This window comes from Bradyrhizobium sp. HKCCYLS20291 (assembly GCF_051167715.1).
GTDB lineage: Bacteria > Pseudomonadota > Alphaproteobacteria > Rhizobiales > Xanthobacteraceae > Bradyrhizobium.
In genome coordinates this window covers 436431-451845 of sequence record NZ_JBNPTO010000006.1, presented here as the reverse complement: position 1 = coordinate 451845, position 15415 = coordinate 436431, and the positions used below count along the sequence as shown (strand labels likewise).

The following is a 15415-nucleotide window of genomic DNA, read 5'->3' as shown; positions in this document are numbered from 1 at the left end:
TCAGAACGAATCGCTCCATCCAAAGCTTGAATCACGAACAAGTCCGGATGGGAATCCTGTATCCCCACAGACCCTAGCCCGGCTGTGGTCTCGGACGCTGGAATCGTCAACTCTCTGCGTAGAACAACCGCCCGGCCAGCCCGCGGGCGCTGTAGGTACGCGCCCCGACCAGGCGCCAGGAGCACTCAAAAAGGAACCGCCTTGCCGCCCTGGGCCCGCGCTGCCGTCCAAACATCAGTGTAAGCGGTGTGACCAGACACCAGCGCAGCCAGACCAGCCAGGATGTCCGACGATGGCGGCGCACGGCCCCAGCCAATGCGTCCGCCGACAGCCGCCAGGGCTGGGTGGGACGGGTGTCCTCCAGCGCCGACAGATACTGCAGAACCTGCCGGAAGCGGCTGTTATAGGTATGCTGCGCCACCGTTCGCTGATGGCCGCGCAATGCGATGGCGTCACGTAGCGCGGGCTGCTCCAGATAGTATCGACATTTCGCAACCAGGTCCTCGGGCGAGTCAAACACGGCTGCTTGCTCACCCGGAACGTAATAGTCGTCCAGTCCCGGTGTGGTTTCGGTCAGCAGGAAGCCGCCTGCTCCCGGGACCTCGAAAACGCGGGCCTTGATCTGGCGCGCACCGGCGCCGCCGGCCCCGAGCTGCCCCGCGCCCGAGAAATTCAGCGAGATGCGCGACATCCGGTGGATCGTCGGAATGTCCGATGCCGAGACGACGCCATGTTCGGACCCGTGCCCGAAGCAGGAGACCGACAGCCCGGCCGCGCGCAAGAACCCGATCCATTCACCGCGATAGCCATACTGGCTGCCGATGAAGCTCACGTCGTAGCGACAACGCGACGACGGCAATGGCTCGGCGAGGTCAGCCTCCGACGCGGCCCATTGCGACAAGAGGACGTTGCGCAACCCCAGCGACGCAGCCTTGTCCGCCGCAGTTCGATCGGTGGTGACGTGTAGGTCGACATGCCGGGCGAAGAAGCGCGAGGCCTGCTCAAATTTCCATGAATCGTCGGTGCCCCAGTTGATGACATAGGCTGGGGTCTGGTCGCGAATCAGATCGAGAGTCTCGGACCAGATCTCGTAATGCATCAGCACGCAGAACAGGACGTCGGGGCGGACGGCTGCGACCGTCTCGACCAGCGCGAGGTTCAGCGCCGCGAAATCGGGAAACCGCGAGCGGTCGCCGGAGTCGAAAACCTCGACCTCGTGGCCCATCCGCTGCCAAGCCGGCACGAAGTGGACGTAGTCGTAATTGTCGCCGCGCTCTCGCCTGCCATAGGCGTAGCGGCTCAAGACACATAGGATCCTCATTCCGCTCCCTTGCGGGTCGCCGTTACGTGATATCCCACGGTGAAGTGCTGATCCGCGTCATATCGGTCCAGCCACCTGGCCGCGAGCGGAACGCCGAGGGCAAGAACGGGAGCGAGCAGCAGCCAGAACGGCAGCCAGGCGAGCCGGATGATCCAAGGCGCTGCCAGCCTCAACGGATTCGTCAGGCTGACGAAGCGGATTGTCTCTTGCGCGACATGGCGCAGGGTGCCGCCATTGGCCTCGACCACGATGGCGTCGAACCCGGCGTCTCCGAGGAAGCGGCGGTACCAGAACGGTGTATAGCCGCCGTAGAAGTGATATGGCTCCTGATGGATGCCCGACCCGAGCGGTGCCGTCAGGATCAGGCGGCCGCCGGGGGCGAGGATCCTTCCGAATTCGCTGATCACGGCAATGGGCTCGGGCACGTGCTCGATGACCTCGGTGCAGAGGATGGCATCGACGCTCGCATCCGGAACCGGAATCCGGTGAGCCTCCGAGACGATGTCGATCGCCGTGTAGCCGCCATGGCGCAGTTGCTCGGGCTGGAGTTGAGCAAAATCCTGCGTCTTGTACTCGCAGTGACTGAATAGCGCGCGGTACGGTGCCGAACCGGCGCCGACGTCGAGGACTTTTGCCCCGGCCGGCACCTGGGCGGCCTGGACGGCGATCCAGCGATCGCGGTTGCGCAGATTGAAGGCGAGCAGATCGCTGCGCCCGACCATGGACCTGAGGAAACCCATCACGACAGAACCTGCCTGCGACCGGACGAAGCCGGGCTGGTGAGAGCCACCAGCGATCCCAGCATTCGGAGGATCACAAAGACCGCGGTGACCGTCAGCGGGCCGGTCACTGCCTGGATGACGGTGCCGCTGAGCTGAAGGGCGACCATCGCCAGATAGAGCCCGCTGATGGCGACCAGCAGGCGGTCTCCCACCAGCCAGCGCCACCCGCATTCGATGCTTGAGATCAGCAGCGAGAGCAGAGCCATCCCCGCGAACACGACCAGCAGTGATCCGGAGAAATAGAGGAAGGCGATCGGTCCGGCCAGGGTCGCAAAGTGATAGATCTTCGCGTTCTCCTCGTCGAAGCTCGAGCCGCTGATCCGTCGCGTATAGACGTCGACGGTGCCATAGGAGCGGCGCTGCATCGCGGCTTCGGCGAACAGCGTGAAGCTCTTGGCCGGATAGACCACCGTCGCCATGGCGCCCTCAAGCCCGGTCCAGCGATCAATCAGCAGCAGGCGCGTCATAATGTCGAACTGCGACAATAGGGCCGCCGCCGATAGTCCCGTCTCGGTCCGGTGTTCCACCGCGCGGCTGCTCGCGAGTTGCGCATCCGTGGTCGGGACCGCCTGGTTGCCGAACAGGCGGATGAAGGTCGAGACCGACGGCACCGCGACGCCCGCCGCGATCCAAATCAACAACAACACGGCGAGCTGGCGACGGCGAGTTGCCCGCATTGCCGCGCCGCCCTCCGTCACCAGCGCCGGGATGGTATGGAAGAAATAGATGCCGCGGCTCAGAGTCGAGACCGACAGGGCGGCGCCTTCAGCCGCCAGCGCGGTGAAGCCACGGGCGACACTGCACCCGCTCTGGCGATCCCAGACCAGAAAGACCGCGAGCAGCAGAGCGAGACCTATATCCGTCATCCAGGCGAACAGGCCACCGAAAGGCCAGGGCAGAACCAATTTCGCGACATAGCCGCGCGTCAGCAGGCCGAACTCCTGGTTGGCCAGCACGACGAGGACCACCAGAGCGGCGGCCGCCAACCACATCAGGTTACGACGCGCGGGCCACCATGGCGGACACCACATGTCTCTCGCCTCCGCGGCGCGCTGCAGCGGTCCCGCCGCGGCCATCCAGGCCAGCCTGCCAACCACGTAGCCGGCACCACCCGCGGCAACAGTGAGGAAGACGGCGTCCCAGGCTGGCGAACTGTTATCGAATGAGCCGTGCAGCTCGTAATACGGCGCACCGGTGATCTGATGATACAGATACTTGAACCAGAAACCTGTGAACCAGGCGAGCGCCAGAAATAGATGTGCGTATTGCCGCGGCGTGCGCAGGGCGAGCCCCAGCAACACGAACATGACGGCGCTGAAGCCGGCGAAGACGATCCTATCGCCGGGATAAATGGCGACGCCCAGGACGAAGGCAGCGGCGGCGGCCGAGAATCCCGCCAGTTTAACGTCCCGCAAGTTAATCACGATCGGCAGATCTCCCCGCGCGCCATGGTGCGACCGAGCCAAACATTGGCCATCAGCGTCGCCAGCAGATAGGCGGTGGCGGCGGCGAGCGACGCTATGCCCATACCGCTGAGGCCCCAGGCCGGCACCAGCCTGACCGAGGTGCCGAGCAGAACCACCGAATGCAGCAGCTTGGCTGGCATGTAGACCGCCGGCCGGTTCAGCCGCAGTCCCGGCAGCACCAGTTGCTGCCCGATCGAGAAAAGTCCGGCGGAAACGCCGAGATACCAGAGCAGGTGTTCGCTGCCGAGAAAGTCGCGGCTGGAAAATAGCGGGATCAGATGCGGCCCCAGCGCCGCCACCGACGCTGTGATGGCGACGATGCCCATGACGCTCGCCAGCAGATAGAGCCGGAAGCCGCGCCCGACGTGACGGGTGCCGTCGGGGTCGGACTGAAAGATCAAAGGAAAATAGAACTGATTGACGGCGGAGGTGAACAACACGTTGGGCGCGACGACCAGCTGCGCCATCAAGGCGTAGCTGCCGACATCCGACCAGGACACCCATTGTGCCAGCAGCAGGCGCTCGCCATGGCTCCCCATGGCGCCCAGCAGTCCGAAGATGACGAAGGGCGCGGCGAAGAACACCATGTCCCAGGTCAGACTGCGCCCCTGCATGGTCGGCGGCTCGCTCTCCCGCGACCAGACCCGCTCGAGCGACGACCAGCCGAGCAGATGGCGGAACGCGACGATCATGACGGCGATGGTACCCACCGTGAGGACATAGCCAGTCATCGCCTGGTTAGCAGTCGGCTCCGGGCTCCGGGTGAGCGCGAAGATGAGTGATGGCCGCAGCAGAGCCTCGGTGATCGCCAGGATGGCGACCAGCTGCCGTTTGCGCGCAGCATTGAAGACCGCGAGCATGATGGCCTGGAAGCCGTTGATGATGGTGTAGACCGCGAGCAACGACGCCGGCACCGGCAGCCACTGCCTTATTCCGGTCAGGGTGACCACCGCCAGAACCAGCATGATCACCAGTGCCGCGATTCCGGCGAGCTTGGCGAGCGCACGATCATATTCCTGGAGCTGGCCGTGGCTGCCTGCGAAGGCCAGGAACCGCGTCGCGGTCTGGGACACGGCGCCGTACAGGCAGACCTGGAAGATGCCGATGGCGGCGAGCCCGACCGAGAGCTTGCCGTATTCTGATGGGCCCAGCACGACCGCGGCGACCTTCACGGTCGCGAGGCCGCCCACGAAGGCCACGCCTTGGGCAATCGCCACCCAGGCGATTTCGCGGACATAGGCCTTCATGCCGTCCGCTCGAGGACGAATAGACCGCAGCCATAGTCGAGTAGCGGCACCGCAGCCGGGGAGGCGCTCTCGTGCAACACGCCATCGTCGCCGACATAGGAGAACTGCGAAAGACGAAGCTCCGGAAAATAGGACAAGATGGTGGGCGGGGCGAAGACACGATGGGCGTTGAAGCAGATCCGTTCCCGGCCGATCGGCGTGGACAGATATAGCTTGCCGCCTGGCGCAACCAGGCGCTGGAGCTCGGCCGCGGCCAGACGCGCCCCCTCGCCGATGATCGGATCGCCATAACGGCCGAGACCGATATGCTCGATGACATGCAGACAGGACAGGCTGGCGAGCGATCGCTCGGCGAAGGGCAGCCGGCTGATGTCGGCGGCGACGCAGTTCAGGCCGGGCATGTGCACGGTTAGCGGCCGGTAATCAACGAAGACCGTCGGCACATGCGCCGACAGCACACCCACCATCAGCACACTCGAGCCGACATCGACGTGCTGCGGCGGCTTCGTCACCGCGAGGCAGCGCGCCAGCCAGTTGCCCTGGTGGAAATAATGCGGATCGAAGGGGGTGACCGGCAACCGGTCGGCAAGACACGGATAGCTGTCGGACAGCGTCATCGACCAGCCCGGCGCCTGAGCGCGGAAAGCCGCCCAGTCGGCGAGATAGCGTGGCAGGTAGCGCAGGGCGACGAGGCGGCGCCAGTCGAGTACCGCGCCGATCCACCGTTTGGCGAAGTCCAGCATCACGAACCGATCGTTTTGCGTCCAGGCGTCCGGCTTGCCGCCGACGCATCAGGCGCCTGGGAGAAATCATTGCAGGAGAGGCCCGCCCATGAGCACCTGAAACAGGACGACACGCGGGAAGTACGATGGCATCCGCGCGTCATCTCTTCGGACGGCTCGTGAGCAGGCGCTTCACCCTGCGGGCAAAATCGGGACTCATCGCAAGCTCATTCCGATCACGCGACATCACGACACCTCCGGTGAGCTCCGGCCGGGCTTCGGCCAGTAGCTGCCGCATGGCAGGGACGTCACCAGCCTGCCGCGCAGATCAGGCCGGTGCCACAGACGCGGGCCAACCCGCGCCCGGGCGCTCAAGACGAGCCGATAAAAAATGCGGCGGAACAGGCGCGTCGCCGGCGAAACAGGGTCGGTGGGCATATGGGTCGCCTGCAACCGCCGGCGCTCGAGCTGGTAACCGGCGGCCTTGGCCACCGAGATCTGGCCGTGATGGCGTCGAAAGGCGCTGAAGGTGACCGGGACGTGCCGCGTGCGACCGGCGATCGACATCCGCAGGAAGAGATCGAAATCGGCAGCATATTTCAGCCCGACGTCGATGCCGCCGACAGCCTCGTAGAGACCGCGCCGCCAGAAGCAGGCATCCTGCAACGGCGACCAGCCGCCGTAGAGCGTGGCTAGGCGCAGATCTGGAACCCAGCCACGGCTGTATGACAGGATCCGGTTCGCCGCGTCGATGTAGAAATCGTCGCCGAAGATCATGTCGAGGTCGGATGTGAGCCACTGCCGGGCGGCCTCGAAGGCGCCGGGCAGATAGAGATCCCCTGCATTCACCCAGCACAGGATGTCGCCGGTGGCGAGCGCAAAGCCCTTGGCCAACGCATCGCCGTAGCCCTCGTCCCTCTCGCTGACCCAGGACGTGATCTGGCGCTCGTATCGGCGGATGATATCGACGCTGCCGTCAGCCGAGCCACCGTCGATGACGAAATACTCGTCGCCCGGACGCAGATTGGCAACGACTGACTGGATCGTGTCCTCGAGATAGGGCCCGAGATTGAAGGAGGGGGTGACGACGGAGATGCGCATGGATGAAATGGCCCGCTCAATCAGGGCCAGCAACGCCGGATGGCGGCAAACTCGTCGAGAGATTTGAGGACGCCGGAGACATAATCCGATGTGACGAAGCGCTTCGCCCGGACGCGGCCAGCCTCGATGAGGCGACGCCGCTGGTCCGCATCGGCGGCCAGTTCGGCAATGGACCGGGCGATGCAGAGTGGATCTCCCGGCTCGCAGAATGACACGGCGTCTCCGAGCTGCTCCTCGGCACCGGGGATGCGGGATGCCACGACCGGACATCCGAGCGCAAATGCCTCGAGCGGCGGTAGGTTCTCCGGACCGCACCAGGACACGTAAGTGAGCGCAATAGCGTGCTGATACAGCGCGATCAGCTCCGATTTTTCAACGAAGCCGAGAAAGTGAACACGATCGGAGACCCCTGCGCGTCGCGCCAAGTCCTCGACATGGCCCCGATTGCCCTTGTCGGCGCCCACGCAAGCGAGGGACACGTCCCTGCCCTGCTTGTTCAGTTCGGCGATTGCCAGCACCAGGTTGACATGGTTCTTGTGAGGCCAGAACTGAGCCGGATAGAGCACGTAGGGCCGGGTCAATCCCAGCTTCTCGATTACCTCGCGCGGATGAATTGCCATGTGATCCAGCGCAAAGCTCGGCGTCGGGTGCGGCAGTGTGAGAATATTCTCGTCAGGGATCTGAAAGAACTGCGTCAGCTGGCGGCGGCCGACCTCGGTGCCGGTAACGATTCGCGATGCACGTTGCAGAAACCAGCGATGCACGCTGTCGCGGCTATCCCAGACACCTGCCGCGCTCAGCTCCGGAAACCAGGGTGTCGCCCGATGCTGCAGATCCCATACGACGGTCATGTAGGGCATGTCGGTCCGGTCGGGCATCGCGCTGAGGAACCAGACGAATTCAACGCCAAGACTCTCCGCCACCAAGTCAAGGTCGCTCTTGCGGTGCCAGTGGGCGCGAACACTTTCGATTTCGCGGAACGCCATGGTCGCGAGGCGACCAGTGCGCCGGGGAACGCCGGCGACGCTCAGGCCACTGCCGTGCAGACGCTCGGACAAGGCCTGCTGCGACGATGCAGGGCAAAGCACCGTGAAGCGGTGCGCCGAGCCCGCCACGGCCCCGCGCAGGGCACCAAGAATTTCCTGCTCAAAGGTATGACCGCCCCCCGCCTGAGGATCGAAGCCGGCGACGACCGCTGCGACGTGCATGGCGTTCAGCGTCTCGCCGCCGCGATGGCTTCGCACACCCGAGCGATGCTCAAGCGATCGAGCTGGTTGGCCGAGGGCAGATAGAACCCGTCCTGCCACAACCGTTCGGCAACCGGGCAGCCGACATCGCGATGCCCCTCTTGGGCACGCAGGAAGGGCTGCAGGTTCATCGGACAGAAGAACGTCCTCGTCTCGATGCCCTGCTCCAGCAAAATGGTCGCCAGCTCGTCACGCGTGCGGCCGAACTCCGGCCCGATCACGATGGCGTACATCCAGTAGACGTTCATGGCGCCCGGCAGCTCCGCCGGCGTCTGGATTCCCGGAATGTTGGCCAGGAGTTCGTTGTAGGTCGCAGCGACCGTGCGCTTCTGCGCAATGAAGCGATCGATCTTCGCCAGCTGCGCCAACCCGAGCGCGGCCTGCATTCCTGTCATCCGGAAATTGTAGGCGGGCACCTCATGATAAAAGCGCGGCTTGCCGAAGCCGAGATTGCGCAACAAGCGGAGCCGCTCGCCGAGCGCCGGATCATTGGTGACCACCATGCCGCCTTCGCCGGTGGTGATGATCTTGTTGGCGTAGAAGCTGAAGCAGGCCATGTCTCCGAAGCTGCCGGTCATGCGCCCCTGCCAGGTGGCGCCGTGCGACTCCGCGCAATCCTCGATCACCGTGAGGTTGTGGCGGCGCGCCACCGCCATGATCCTGTCCATGTCGCAGGGGTGGCCGAACAGATGGACCGGGATGATGGCCTTGGTGCGCGGCGTGATCAGCCGCTCGATCAGATCGGGGTCAAGGTTCCAGGTCACTGGCTCGGAATCGACCGCAACGGAATTCGCGCCATTATGGTAGGCGGCGAGCGCAGTCGCGATATTGGTTGAAGCGCTCATCAGGATCTCGTCGCCGCGGCCGATTCCGGCGGCGGCCACGGCGACCTGGAGCGCGGCCGTGCCGCTGGTAACCGCGACGCCATATTTGCATCCGCAGAACGCCGCGAACTGCTCCTCGAATTCCGGAATTGCTTTGCCGAACGATCCCGAAATCTCACCGCGCCGCAACGCACCGAGAACCGACTGGATCTCCTCTTCGCCGAGATCGGGCTCGTGAACCGGGAGCTTATTTTGTGCTGACATTGATCTTATCGAGTTTGTCGCCGAAGAACGGCCCTTGCTTGACACTGACGCACTGCATGTCCTCGATGACGCGGACTGCATGCACCCCATGGACGAGATTGATTGCGTCCCCGACCCTCAGGACGACCTCGTGAAATTTCGCACCCTCGGGGGTAAAGAAATCGATCGCCAACACCCCGCGCTGCACGACCAGCATCTGTTGCAGGTCGGAAATCTCGCGCTTGATCGGATGGTGATAATGGGCCGGCTCGACGAAGCCAGCCTCGTGGGCAAGCAGGCCGAACTGGAGAGACGACTGCTCGCCCGAGAAGAATCGGCTCTTCTGGACCGTTGTCCCGGCCCAGATGACTTCGGCATAAAGTAGCCCGTCGCGTTCAATCCGCTCATAGGACATTTTAAGACCCAGGTTTGACAGTCCGACGCTCGAATGCCTGACCGCGAAAGCGCACATCAAGGACCCCAAGCGTGGCATCCCGGTCAATGCAGTCAAATTCCGCCACCTTGCAATAGATGGGAAACAGCGCTCGTTCCAGCCTTGTTATGCCGAAAATGCGGAATGCCAACCGCGCTGAAAAAATATCTGCAGAGACAATTTGGACGGCGTAGACATCATTGACCGAATCCGAAAATGGATTTCGATCGATGATCACGGTCGATGCGCCACTGGCGCTCACCTCGGCGATGACCTCGTAGGGATCGTCCAGATACTGCAGCACGCCGGAAAATATCACGACGTCAGGCGGCCCCTCTCGCGCGGCGTCCTTCACACTGTCATGAAACTTCAGCCTTGAGGTCGAGAATCGGGTTCGACCGACTTCCGAAAGGGCGGCTTGCTCCACCACGTTCCAGCAAAGGCGCGGGACGTGCTCGAGAAATGGAGAGCACTGCCGAAAAGTCGATCCGAGCGATCCGCCGAAATCCAGCACATTCAACGCTCCATCGTTGCGTGCTGCAGCGCGAAGAAGGAATGTTAGCAGCGCAAATGGCGGCGTTGGCTGGGCTAAAATAACGCCGTCACGCTCAAACAATTGTCCGTTTGATTCGACCACACGCTCGGTCGCTGCAACCAGACGCTCCCGGATGGATTGCTGATCATAGCCGGTGGCGTGATCCCGTGCGGCTTCCCAGCTCACATAGGGCCCTTCCAACCACTGCCTGCCTCCCAGCACGACGCGACCGAGCCGTCGTAACCGCGGCAAGACGATCCGCCGAAGTCTCCCCACCATCATCGTCTCAGCTGCAGACAAACCAGCGCCCTTCAGATCGCTCGTCGCTCCAAAGTGAATTCAGTACGCGGACATGTTGGAATTGAGCCTGATATTTTGGTAGCCACCAATCTACAGAGTTGTTGAAGTAGCTCTGTGCGGTCGTGATCCAGCCCTCATTGTCGCCCCGCCTTGACACGGGATGAGTATGAAACGCCATGACGCGGGTAACGCGACGACACTCCGCCAGCATTGCCGCAATCCCATCTTCCGTGAAATGTTCGATTGATCCGATCGAGAACGAAAAATCGAAAAATCCGTCCGGATAGGGCAACTTGGTGGCATCCCCAACGTGGACCCGCTCTGGATGGATTCCACGTTCGATGGCGCGGTCGATGAGGCGGTCCGAGATGTCACAGCCCCATAGCTCAAGGCTGGGCTCGCCGGACAACACTTCCATGGTCTTGCCCGTGCCACAAGCAATATCAAGAACTCGTCCTTGTCGGCCTGCGAGCGCAAGCTGGATCTCCGACCAAACGTTCCCCTCGCCCCACGTCTCGAGAACCTGCTCCATCACCGGGTCCCAATAGACGTCGAGGTTCTGCTGGCCAGGATTGAACACCACAGACCGGCCGATCGAAGCACGATAGGCCTTTCTCAAAAGCGGCAACATTACCGGCGGACAAATCTGACTCGCTAGCCTTGTGATCTTGTATTTAACTGACATGAGGCACCTGTTGCTGACCGATTGGGACGACAATGGCCGACTGATGCAGCTCTGCGAGCGACGTCATAGCGCCGTCCAAGACACTAATAAGGGGGAGTTCACGAATCAGGTCGGCGGCAGCTGCTGGACCGAGGAAGGAGAGAGAACCATCCGGATTTCGCGATTCGCGGAATTGAGCCGGGCGGAACGCCTCGCCAGCGCTTCTTTCCGGTAGCGAGCCAAGCACGTCCTTGCGTACGAAGAAGGCATTATTTCCGGCAGTGTTGCAACCGACGAGAGCGTAGCCCTTTTTCGCGGCAAGGTGACACCATGCCGCCAGCGAGCACCCCCAATAGAGATTTGATGGATGCGCGCGATGACGTTGGAATGCAGAATCGTAGGGCACGGAAACTGCAGGGTCAGAACCGAACAACGAATTGTACTCAGCAACAACGATCCGCGGCGAGATGCAGTCAATCGCCTCCCAGACCCAATAGTCGTTGCCATCGATATCGATCGAGAGAAGCCCGATATCGCCCTGCACACCATGACTCGCAATGGCTTCGTTAATGTTTTCCGCCGTGATGAAGATGCTTTCAGCCTTCAGATTGTATCGCCAGTAGAGGTCGTCACGGCGGATCGCCGACACATTGTCCGGCGAGCCATCCATGACGAGACCGGACCAATTGCGATGTGCCAACAAGAACCGAGTATTCGACTCGCGGTAGTCCTGTACACCAAACTCTACGAATATGCGCCGGTCGATCGGAACATGTCGGACGAGGTGCTCAATGATCCCGTCCTCCCCCCACTGGGACGACACTTTGAATTCTGCGCCGGCGAAATCACCAGGTTCTATTGAGGCTGTTTGACGAGCTTCAATTCGACCAAGCGCCTCCTGAATGAGATCCAGGCGCCATGCCAGGCTCACAGGTAGCTGCCGCAGCGAACGGGCCAACGCCAACGCTTTTCCAATCAAGGCCATGCTTTGCTCAAATAGGGTTTCAGGCCGCGGTACACGCGCCTCATGTTTCGCTTTATCGATCCGGTAAAGCCAGGCTCGGAGGGCGACGCCATCGCCCTGAGAGCTATTTTCCAGGCTTCGCGTGCGCGCGCGTTCTCCTCCACTGCCGTCCGAACCACGCGTATTGCGCTGTCCGCGAGTTGAACGGGGCCGTAGCCTCCCGAACTACCGCCATGGGTCCCGCTACCATCGAAACCGATGTTATGGGTTACCGCGCGGCCAGGGTAGAGCACAAAGCGCCCAGTGAGGAACGCGTGGGCATACCAGCGGATGGCCCACGACTGGTTATCGCCCCTCACCTGTTCTTGGAGCATTCGTGTGTACGGATAGGCCCCGTCGAAGTCGAAGGCCGCCCGAGCATCTCGCTGCAAAATCGTGGCAAGAAGCGCCGCACCATCGTCATTGAAGGACGCCCAACTCCGCTGCCAGACGCCCCATCCCCAGCAATCCGGAACATCCAGGAAGAATGTCTCGGGCAACTCGAAGCCGCCGTCGAACGTATGACAGCCTATGCTCAAAACCCGCTCGTCATCGGCATAGAGATCCAGAGCGTCATTGACATAGTTCAGGAAGTAGGGTGTTGGAACGACATCGTCTTCCAGAACGATTGCGCGGCCGAAACGGCTACAGATGTCCCCGACACCCGCAATGATGGAACGTGACAAACCGATATTTGCCTCGCGCGAGATAACCTCGACCCGTCCAAAGCCACTCGCCGCCTCTGCGATCCTTCTGGTCTCGGCCACGGCCGCGGCGTCGTTGCGATTCCGCGCTCCGTCGCAGTAGATGAACAGCACCGATTGGTCTGCGCCAGGGTTGCGGGCAAGGGCATCCAGCACTCGCGCCAGATGCCGTGCCCTCTTATACGCGAAGATTACAACCGGAGCATTCACAGCGACATCTCGTTCGCGGCGAAGAAGACACTATTGGCCGCCTTCGCGACAGGACGGTAGCCCGAGCCGCTCATAAAGCGGGCGATGGGTTGATCGGCCACGTCGAGCGACGGCACATTGAGCAACTCGGCAACCACAATATCCGGCCGGAACCGCGACCAATCGTTCGATTGGAGCACGGTCAAATCCAGCCCCTCGGCGTCGACGGTCATAAAATCGATCCGCTGGCCCGTAGGCAGGCACTTCGCGAGGATGGCATCGAGCCGGTCAACAGTCACGGCCGTCTCCTCCACGATGAAATATCCGTTCTTCCCCGCGCGCGAGCGCGCCAGATCAGGGCTGAACGTGTTCAACGCCGCCTCGTTGAATCGGAAGAACGTCATGTTGGATGCCGTCGCCCCAATTCCGATGTTCAGGGTCGTATCTCGGCCCCTGTATCTGCGCAGCATCCTAGCTCCATGCGGGTCTGGCTCGATATTGATGCCCGACCAGCCCTGCCGATAGAAGTACGCCGTGTTGGAAAAGCGGAACGGATCATGCGCGCCGACGTCGACGTAAAAGCCTGACTTTCTCGGCTCCATGAAGCGCGCGAGGATCAGATCCTCACCTTCCTGCGACCACGACTCTCGGATCGAGCGATACATCGTCGGGTGCATCAGTCGCGGCCCCACCGATTTCACCGAGGCTGCCAAGCCACGAAGACGTCCGATCATGAGGTCGCTCCGCCCGCCTCATAATTCAAAGGACTGGCATCAGGAGCCGAGGCCTTCTTTGCATCCGAATATCGTGCCATGCCCCGGAACTTCTCATTTCGTCCGATCAGCTCGTCGAAAGAGCCGGAATCGGCAACTCTGCCATGTTCAAGGAGGTAGATGACATCACAATCTCTAACGGTCGACAGACGATGAGCAATCGTAATGATCGTCTTCTGGTGCGCGAGCCGCCGAATTGCGTCGACCAGCGCCTCTTCGGTGAGTCCGTCGAGCGCGCTCGTGGCCTCATCAAAAACAAGCACGGCCGGATCCCGATAAAGCGCACGGGCGATCGCAATCCTCTGACGCTGCCCACCGCTGAGGCGGACGCCGCGCTCGCCGACGATTGTCCCATATCCCTGCGGAAGCTGCAAAACGAAGTCGTGCAGCTGCGCTGTACGCGCCGCGACCTCTACGCGCGACATGTCGATCGCCGATAACGGAACGCCGAACGCAATATTCGAGGCGATCGACGCATCGGACAAAAAGCCTTGTTGGGGAACGTACCCGATGTTTTCCTGCCATGCGCGGCGATTGCTGTCGTCGATCGGTCTCCCGTCGATCAGCAGACTGCCGGCGGTAGGCACAAGTATTCCAAGCAGAATGTCGGCCACGGTTGTCTTTCCCGCTCCGGTCTCACCGACCAGCCCGACCGTGGTGTGCTTGTGGATACGAAGATTGATATTCTCAAGTGCGTCTCTCGATGTTTGCGGATACGCGAAACTCACCTTGTCCAAGGCGATGGTCTCTTGAAATGCAAGAGGTTGCCTGATCGCATGCTCCTTAAACGCGACTGGCCCACTCGTGCCAAGCCGGTGAATCTCATCTGCCAGCAGCTCCACAGACGGCCAGTTGAACCGCACGATCGTGAGGTTCTGATACAGAGCTTGGAAGGCGGGCATCAGGCGGTAACCGGTGAACGCGTAAAGCACAAGAAGCGGAATGGCCGACTGCACATCCCGCCCGCTTCTCAGCAGGAACAGAACGACGAAGACGATCGCTCCAAATGCGGCGGCCTCGACAATGTATCGAGGTACGGCGGAAATGATGTTGTACTTAACCTGATGGCTTCTTAGCCTGCCCGACGATTCTACGAATCGGCCGAAATAGAACCCCTCGCGACCGAGCAGCTTCAGTTCCTTGATGCTGCTGAAAGCTTCGGAAGCAATGGCAAAAAGTGAGCGCCTTTCCGCTTGGCTCGTTTGCCCGTACATCAAAATCCGTCGGCGCGTTAGAAGGAAGATAGTGGCGTAAGCACCGCCGAACGTGGCGAGAAACATCAAGGCGAGAAATGGATCCACCACTACAACGAAAACGAGAATGAAACAGGCGACGACGACCTTCGAGACTGCCTGTAAACCTGGAATGAGAACGCCATTTACGACACCCTCGACTTCGCCGGTCGTGCTCACCAGCAAATCGGCCCCATTTCGCCCGAGGAAAAACACGTACGGCTGGCTCAAAAAACCAGACAGGACGCGTAGCGACAACTCTCTGCTCACCTCGAAGGAAAACTTAAGGATCGCCGCCTGTACGAGGAACGTCGCTGCGTTGCTGACTACAACGATCAACAAACACCCAATGCCCAGAAGAAACAGGAAGTCGCTTATCGTCGCGGCTCCAGAAAACTCGTAGGCCAGGGCGAGATACCGCACTTCATGGACATACTGTGGCTTTGCAACGATCGCCATGAACGGCAAGATCGAGGTCACACCCAGCAAGTCGATCGCGCCGGTGAGCAGAAGGCCACAGAGGATGACGGTGAGGCGCTGCCTTTCCGCACGGGTCAACACGAAGAATAGCTTCTTCAAGGATGCCGGACTCAACACCTCAAGTGCGGATCTTGGCGACCGGCGCGGGT

At 61.6% G+C, this 15415-nt stretch carries 15 protein-coding genes; all 15 read right to left on the bottom strand.

Features of this window, described 5'->3' with window-relative positions; translation table 11 throughout:
• Positions 1 to 106 precede the first annotated feature (106 nt).
• The 15 genes from ACQR07_RS17045 to ACQR07_RS16975 all read right to left on the bottom strand — a co-directional run bounded on the left by ACQR07_RS17045 (position 107) and on the right by ACQR07_RS16975 (position 15365).
• Positions 107 to 1303 carry a CgeB family protein gene (locus ACQR07_RS17045; protein ID WP_434903375.1) on the bottom strand — a complete coding sequence of 399 codons (1197 nt, stop codon included), beginning with the start codon at positions 1301 to 1303 and terminating at the stop codon, positions 107 to 109.
• 14 nt (positions 1304 to 1317) lie between these two features.
• On the bottom strand, positions 1318 to 2061 hold the full coding sequence (locus ACQR07_RS17040; protein ID WP_434903374.1) for a class I SAM-dependent methyltransferase: 744 nt from the start codon (positions 2059 to 2061) through the stop codon (positions 1318 to 1320).
• Positions 2061 to 3527 (bottom strand): hypothetical protein, encoded by a 1467-nt coding sequence (locus ACQR07_RS17035; protein WP_434903373.1) that lies wholly within the window; start codon positions 3525 to 3527, stop codon positions 2061 to 2063. The genes ACQR07_RS17040 and ACQR07_RS17035 overlap by 1 nt, the downstream gene beginning before the upstream one ends.
• Complete coding sequence (locus tag ACQR07_RS17030) at positions 3524 to 4816, bottom strand: lipopolysaccharide biosynthesis protein (protein ID WP_434903372.1); 1293 nt, start codon at positions 4814 to 4816, stop codon at positions 3524 to 3526. Before ACQR07_RS17030 ends, ACQR07_RS17035 begins: the two co-directional genes overlap by 4 nt.
• A complete protein-coding gene (locus ACQR07_RS17025; RefSeq protein ID WP_434903371.1) occupies positions 4813 to 5559 on the bottom strand; it encodes a DUF268 domain-containing protein in 747 nt (248 codons plus the stop codon). Before ACQR07_RS17025 ends, ACQR07_RS17030 begins: the two co-directional genes overlap by 4 nt.
• A 225-nt stretch (positions 5560 to 5784) precedes the next feature.
• Complete coding sequence (locus ACQR07_RS17020; RefSeq protein WP_434903370.1) at positions 5785 to 6639, bottom strand: glycosyltransferase family 2 protein; 855 nt, start codon at positions 6637 to 6639, stop codon at positions 5785 to 5787.
• A 20-nt stretch (positions 6640 to 6659) separates the two neighbouring features.
• Positions 6660 to 7847, bottom strand: a complete 1188-nt coding sequence (locus ACQR07_RS17015) for a glycosyltransferase (protein WP_434903369.1) — start codon at positions 7845 to 7847, stop codon at positions 6660 to 6662.
• A gap of 5 nt (positions 7848 to 7852) precedes the next feature.
• Positions 7853 to 8974, bottom strand: coding sequence for a DegT/DnrJ/EryC1/StrS family aminotransferase (locus tag ACQR07_RS17010; RefSeq protein WP_434903368.1), 1122 nt, complete (start codon positions 8972 to 8974; stop codon positions 7853 to 7855).
• Positions 8958 to 9368 carry a hypothetical protein gene (locus ACQR07_RS17005; RefSeq protein ID WP_434903367.1) on the bottom strand — a complete coding sequence of 137 codons (411 nt, stop codon included), beginning with the start codon at positions 9366 to 9368 and terminating at the stop codon, positions 8958 to 8960. Before ACQR07_RS17005 ends, ACQR07_RS17010 begins: the two co-directional genes overlap by 17 nt.
• 1 nt (position 9369) lies before the next feature.
• Positions 9370 to 10107: a methyltransferase, TIGR04325 family gene (locus tag ACQR07_RS17000; RefSeq protein WP_434903366.1), complete on the bottom strand. Its 738-nt coding sequence runs from the start codon at positions 10105 to 10107 to the stop codon at positions 9370 to 9372.
• A 100-nt stretch (positions 10108 to 10207) separates the two neighbouring features.
• Positions 10208 to 10906, bottom strand: coding sequence for a class I SAM-dependent methyltransferase (locus ACQR07_RS16995; protein WP_434903365.1), 699 nt, complete (start codon positions 10904 to 10906; stop codon positions 10208 to 10210).
• The gene (locus ACQR07_RS16990; protein WP_434903364.1) at positions 10896 to 11870 is read right to left on the bottom strand and encodes a hypothetical protein; all 975 of its coding nucleotides are present in this window, start codon (positions 11868 to 11870) and stop codon (positions 10896 to 10898) included. Before ACQR07_RS16990 ends, ACQR07_RS16995 begins: the two co-directional genes overlap by 11 nt.
• On the bottom strand, positions 11861 to 12748 hold the full coding sequence (locus tag ACQR07_RS16985) for a glycosyltransferase family 2 protein (RefSeq protein ID WP_434903363.1): 888 nt from the start codon (positions 12746 to 12748) through the stop codon (positions 11861 to 11863). Before ACQR07_RS16985 ends, ACQR07_RS16990 begins: the two co-directional genes overlap by 10 nt.
• Before the next feature lie 50 nt (positions 12749 to 12798).
• Positions 12799 to 13515: an FkbM family methyltransferase gene (locus ACQR07_RS16980; RefSeq protein ID WP_434903362.1), complete on the bottom strand. Its 717-nt coding sequence runs from the start codon at positions 13513 to 13515 to the stop codon at positions 12799 to 12801.
• Positions 13512 to 15365: an ABC transporter ATP-binding protein gene (locus tag ACQR07_RS16975; RefSeq protein WP_434903361.1), complete on the bottom strand. Its 1854-nt coding sequence runs from the start codon at positions 15363 to 15365 to the stop codon at positions 13512 to 13514. Before ACQR07_RS16975 ends, ACQR07_RS16980 begins: the two co-directional genes overlap by 4 nt.
• Between the last annotated feature and the right edge of the window lie 50 nt (positions 15366 to 15415).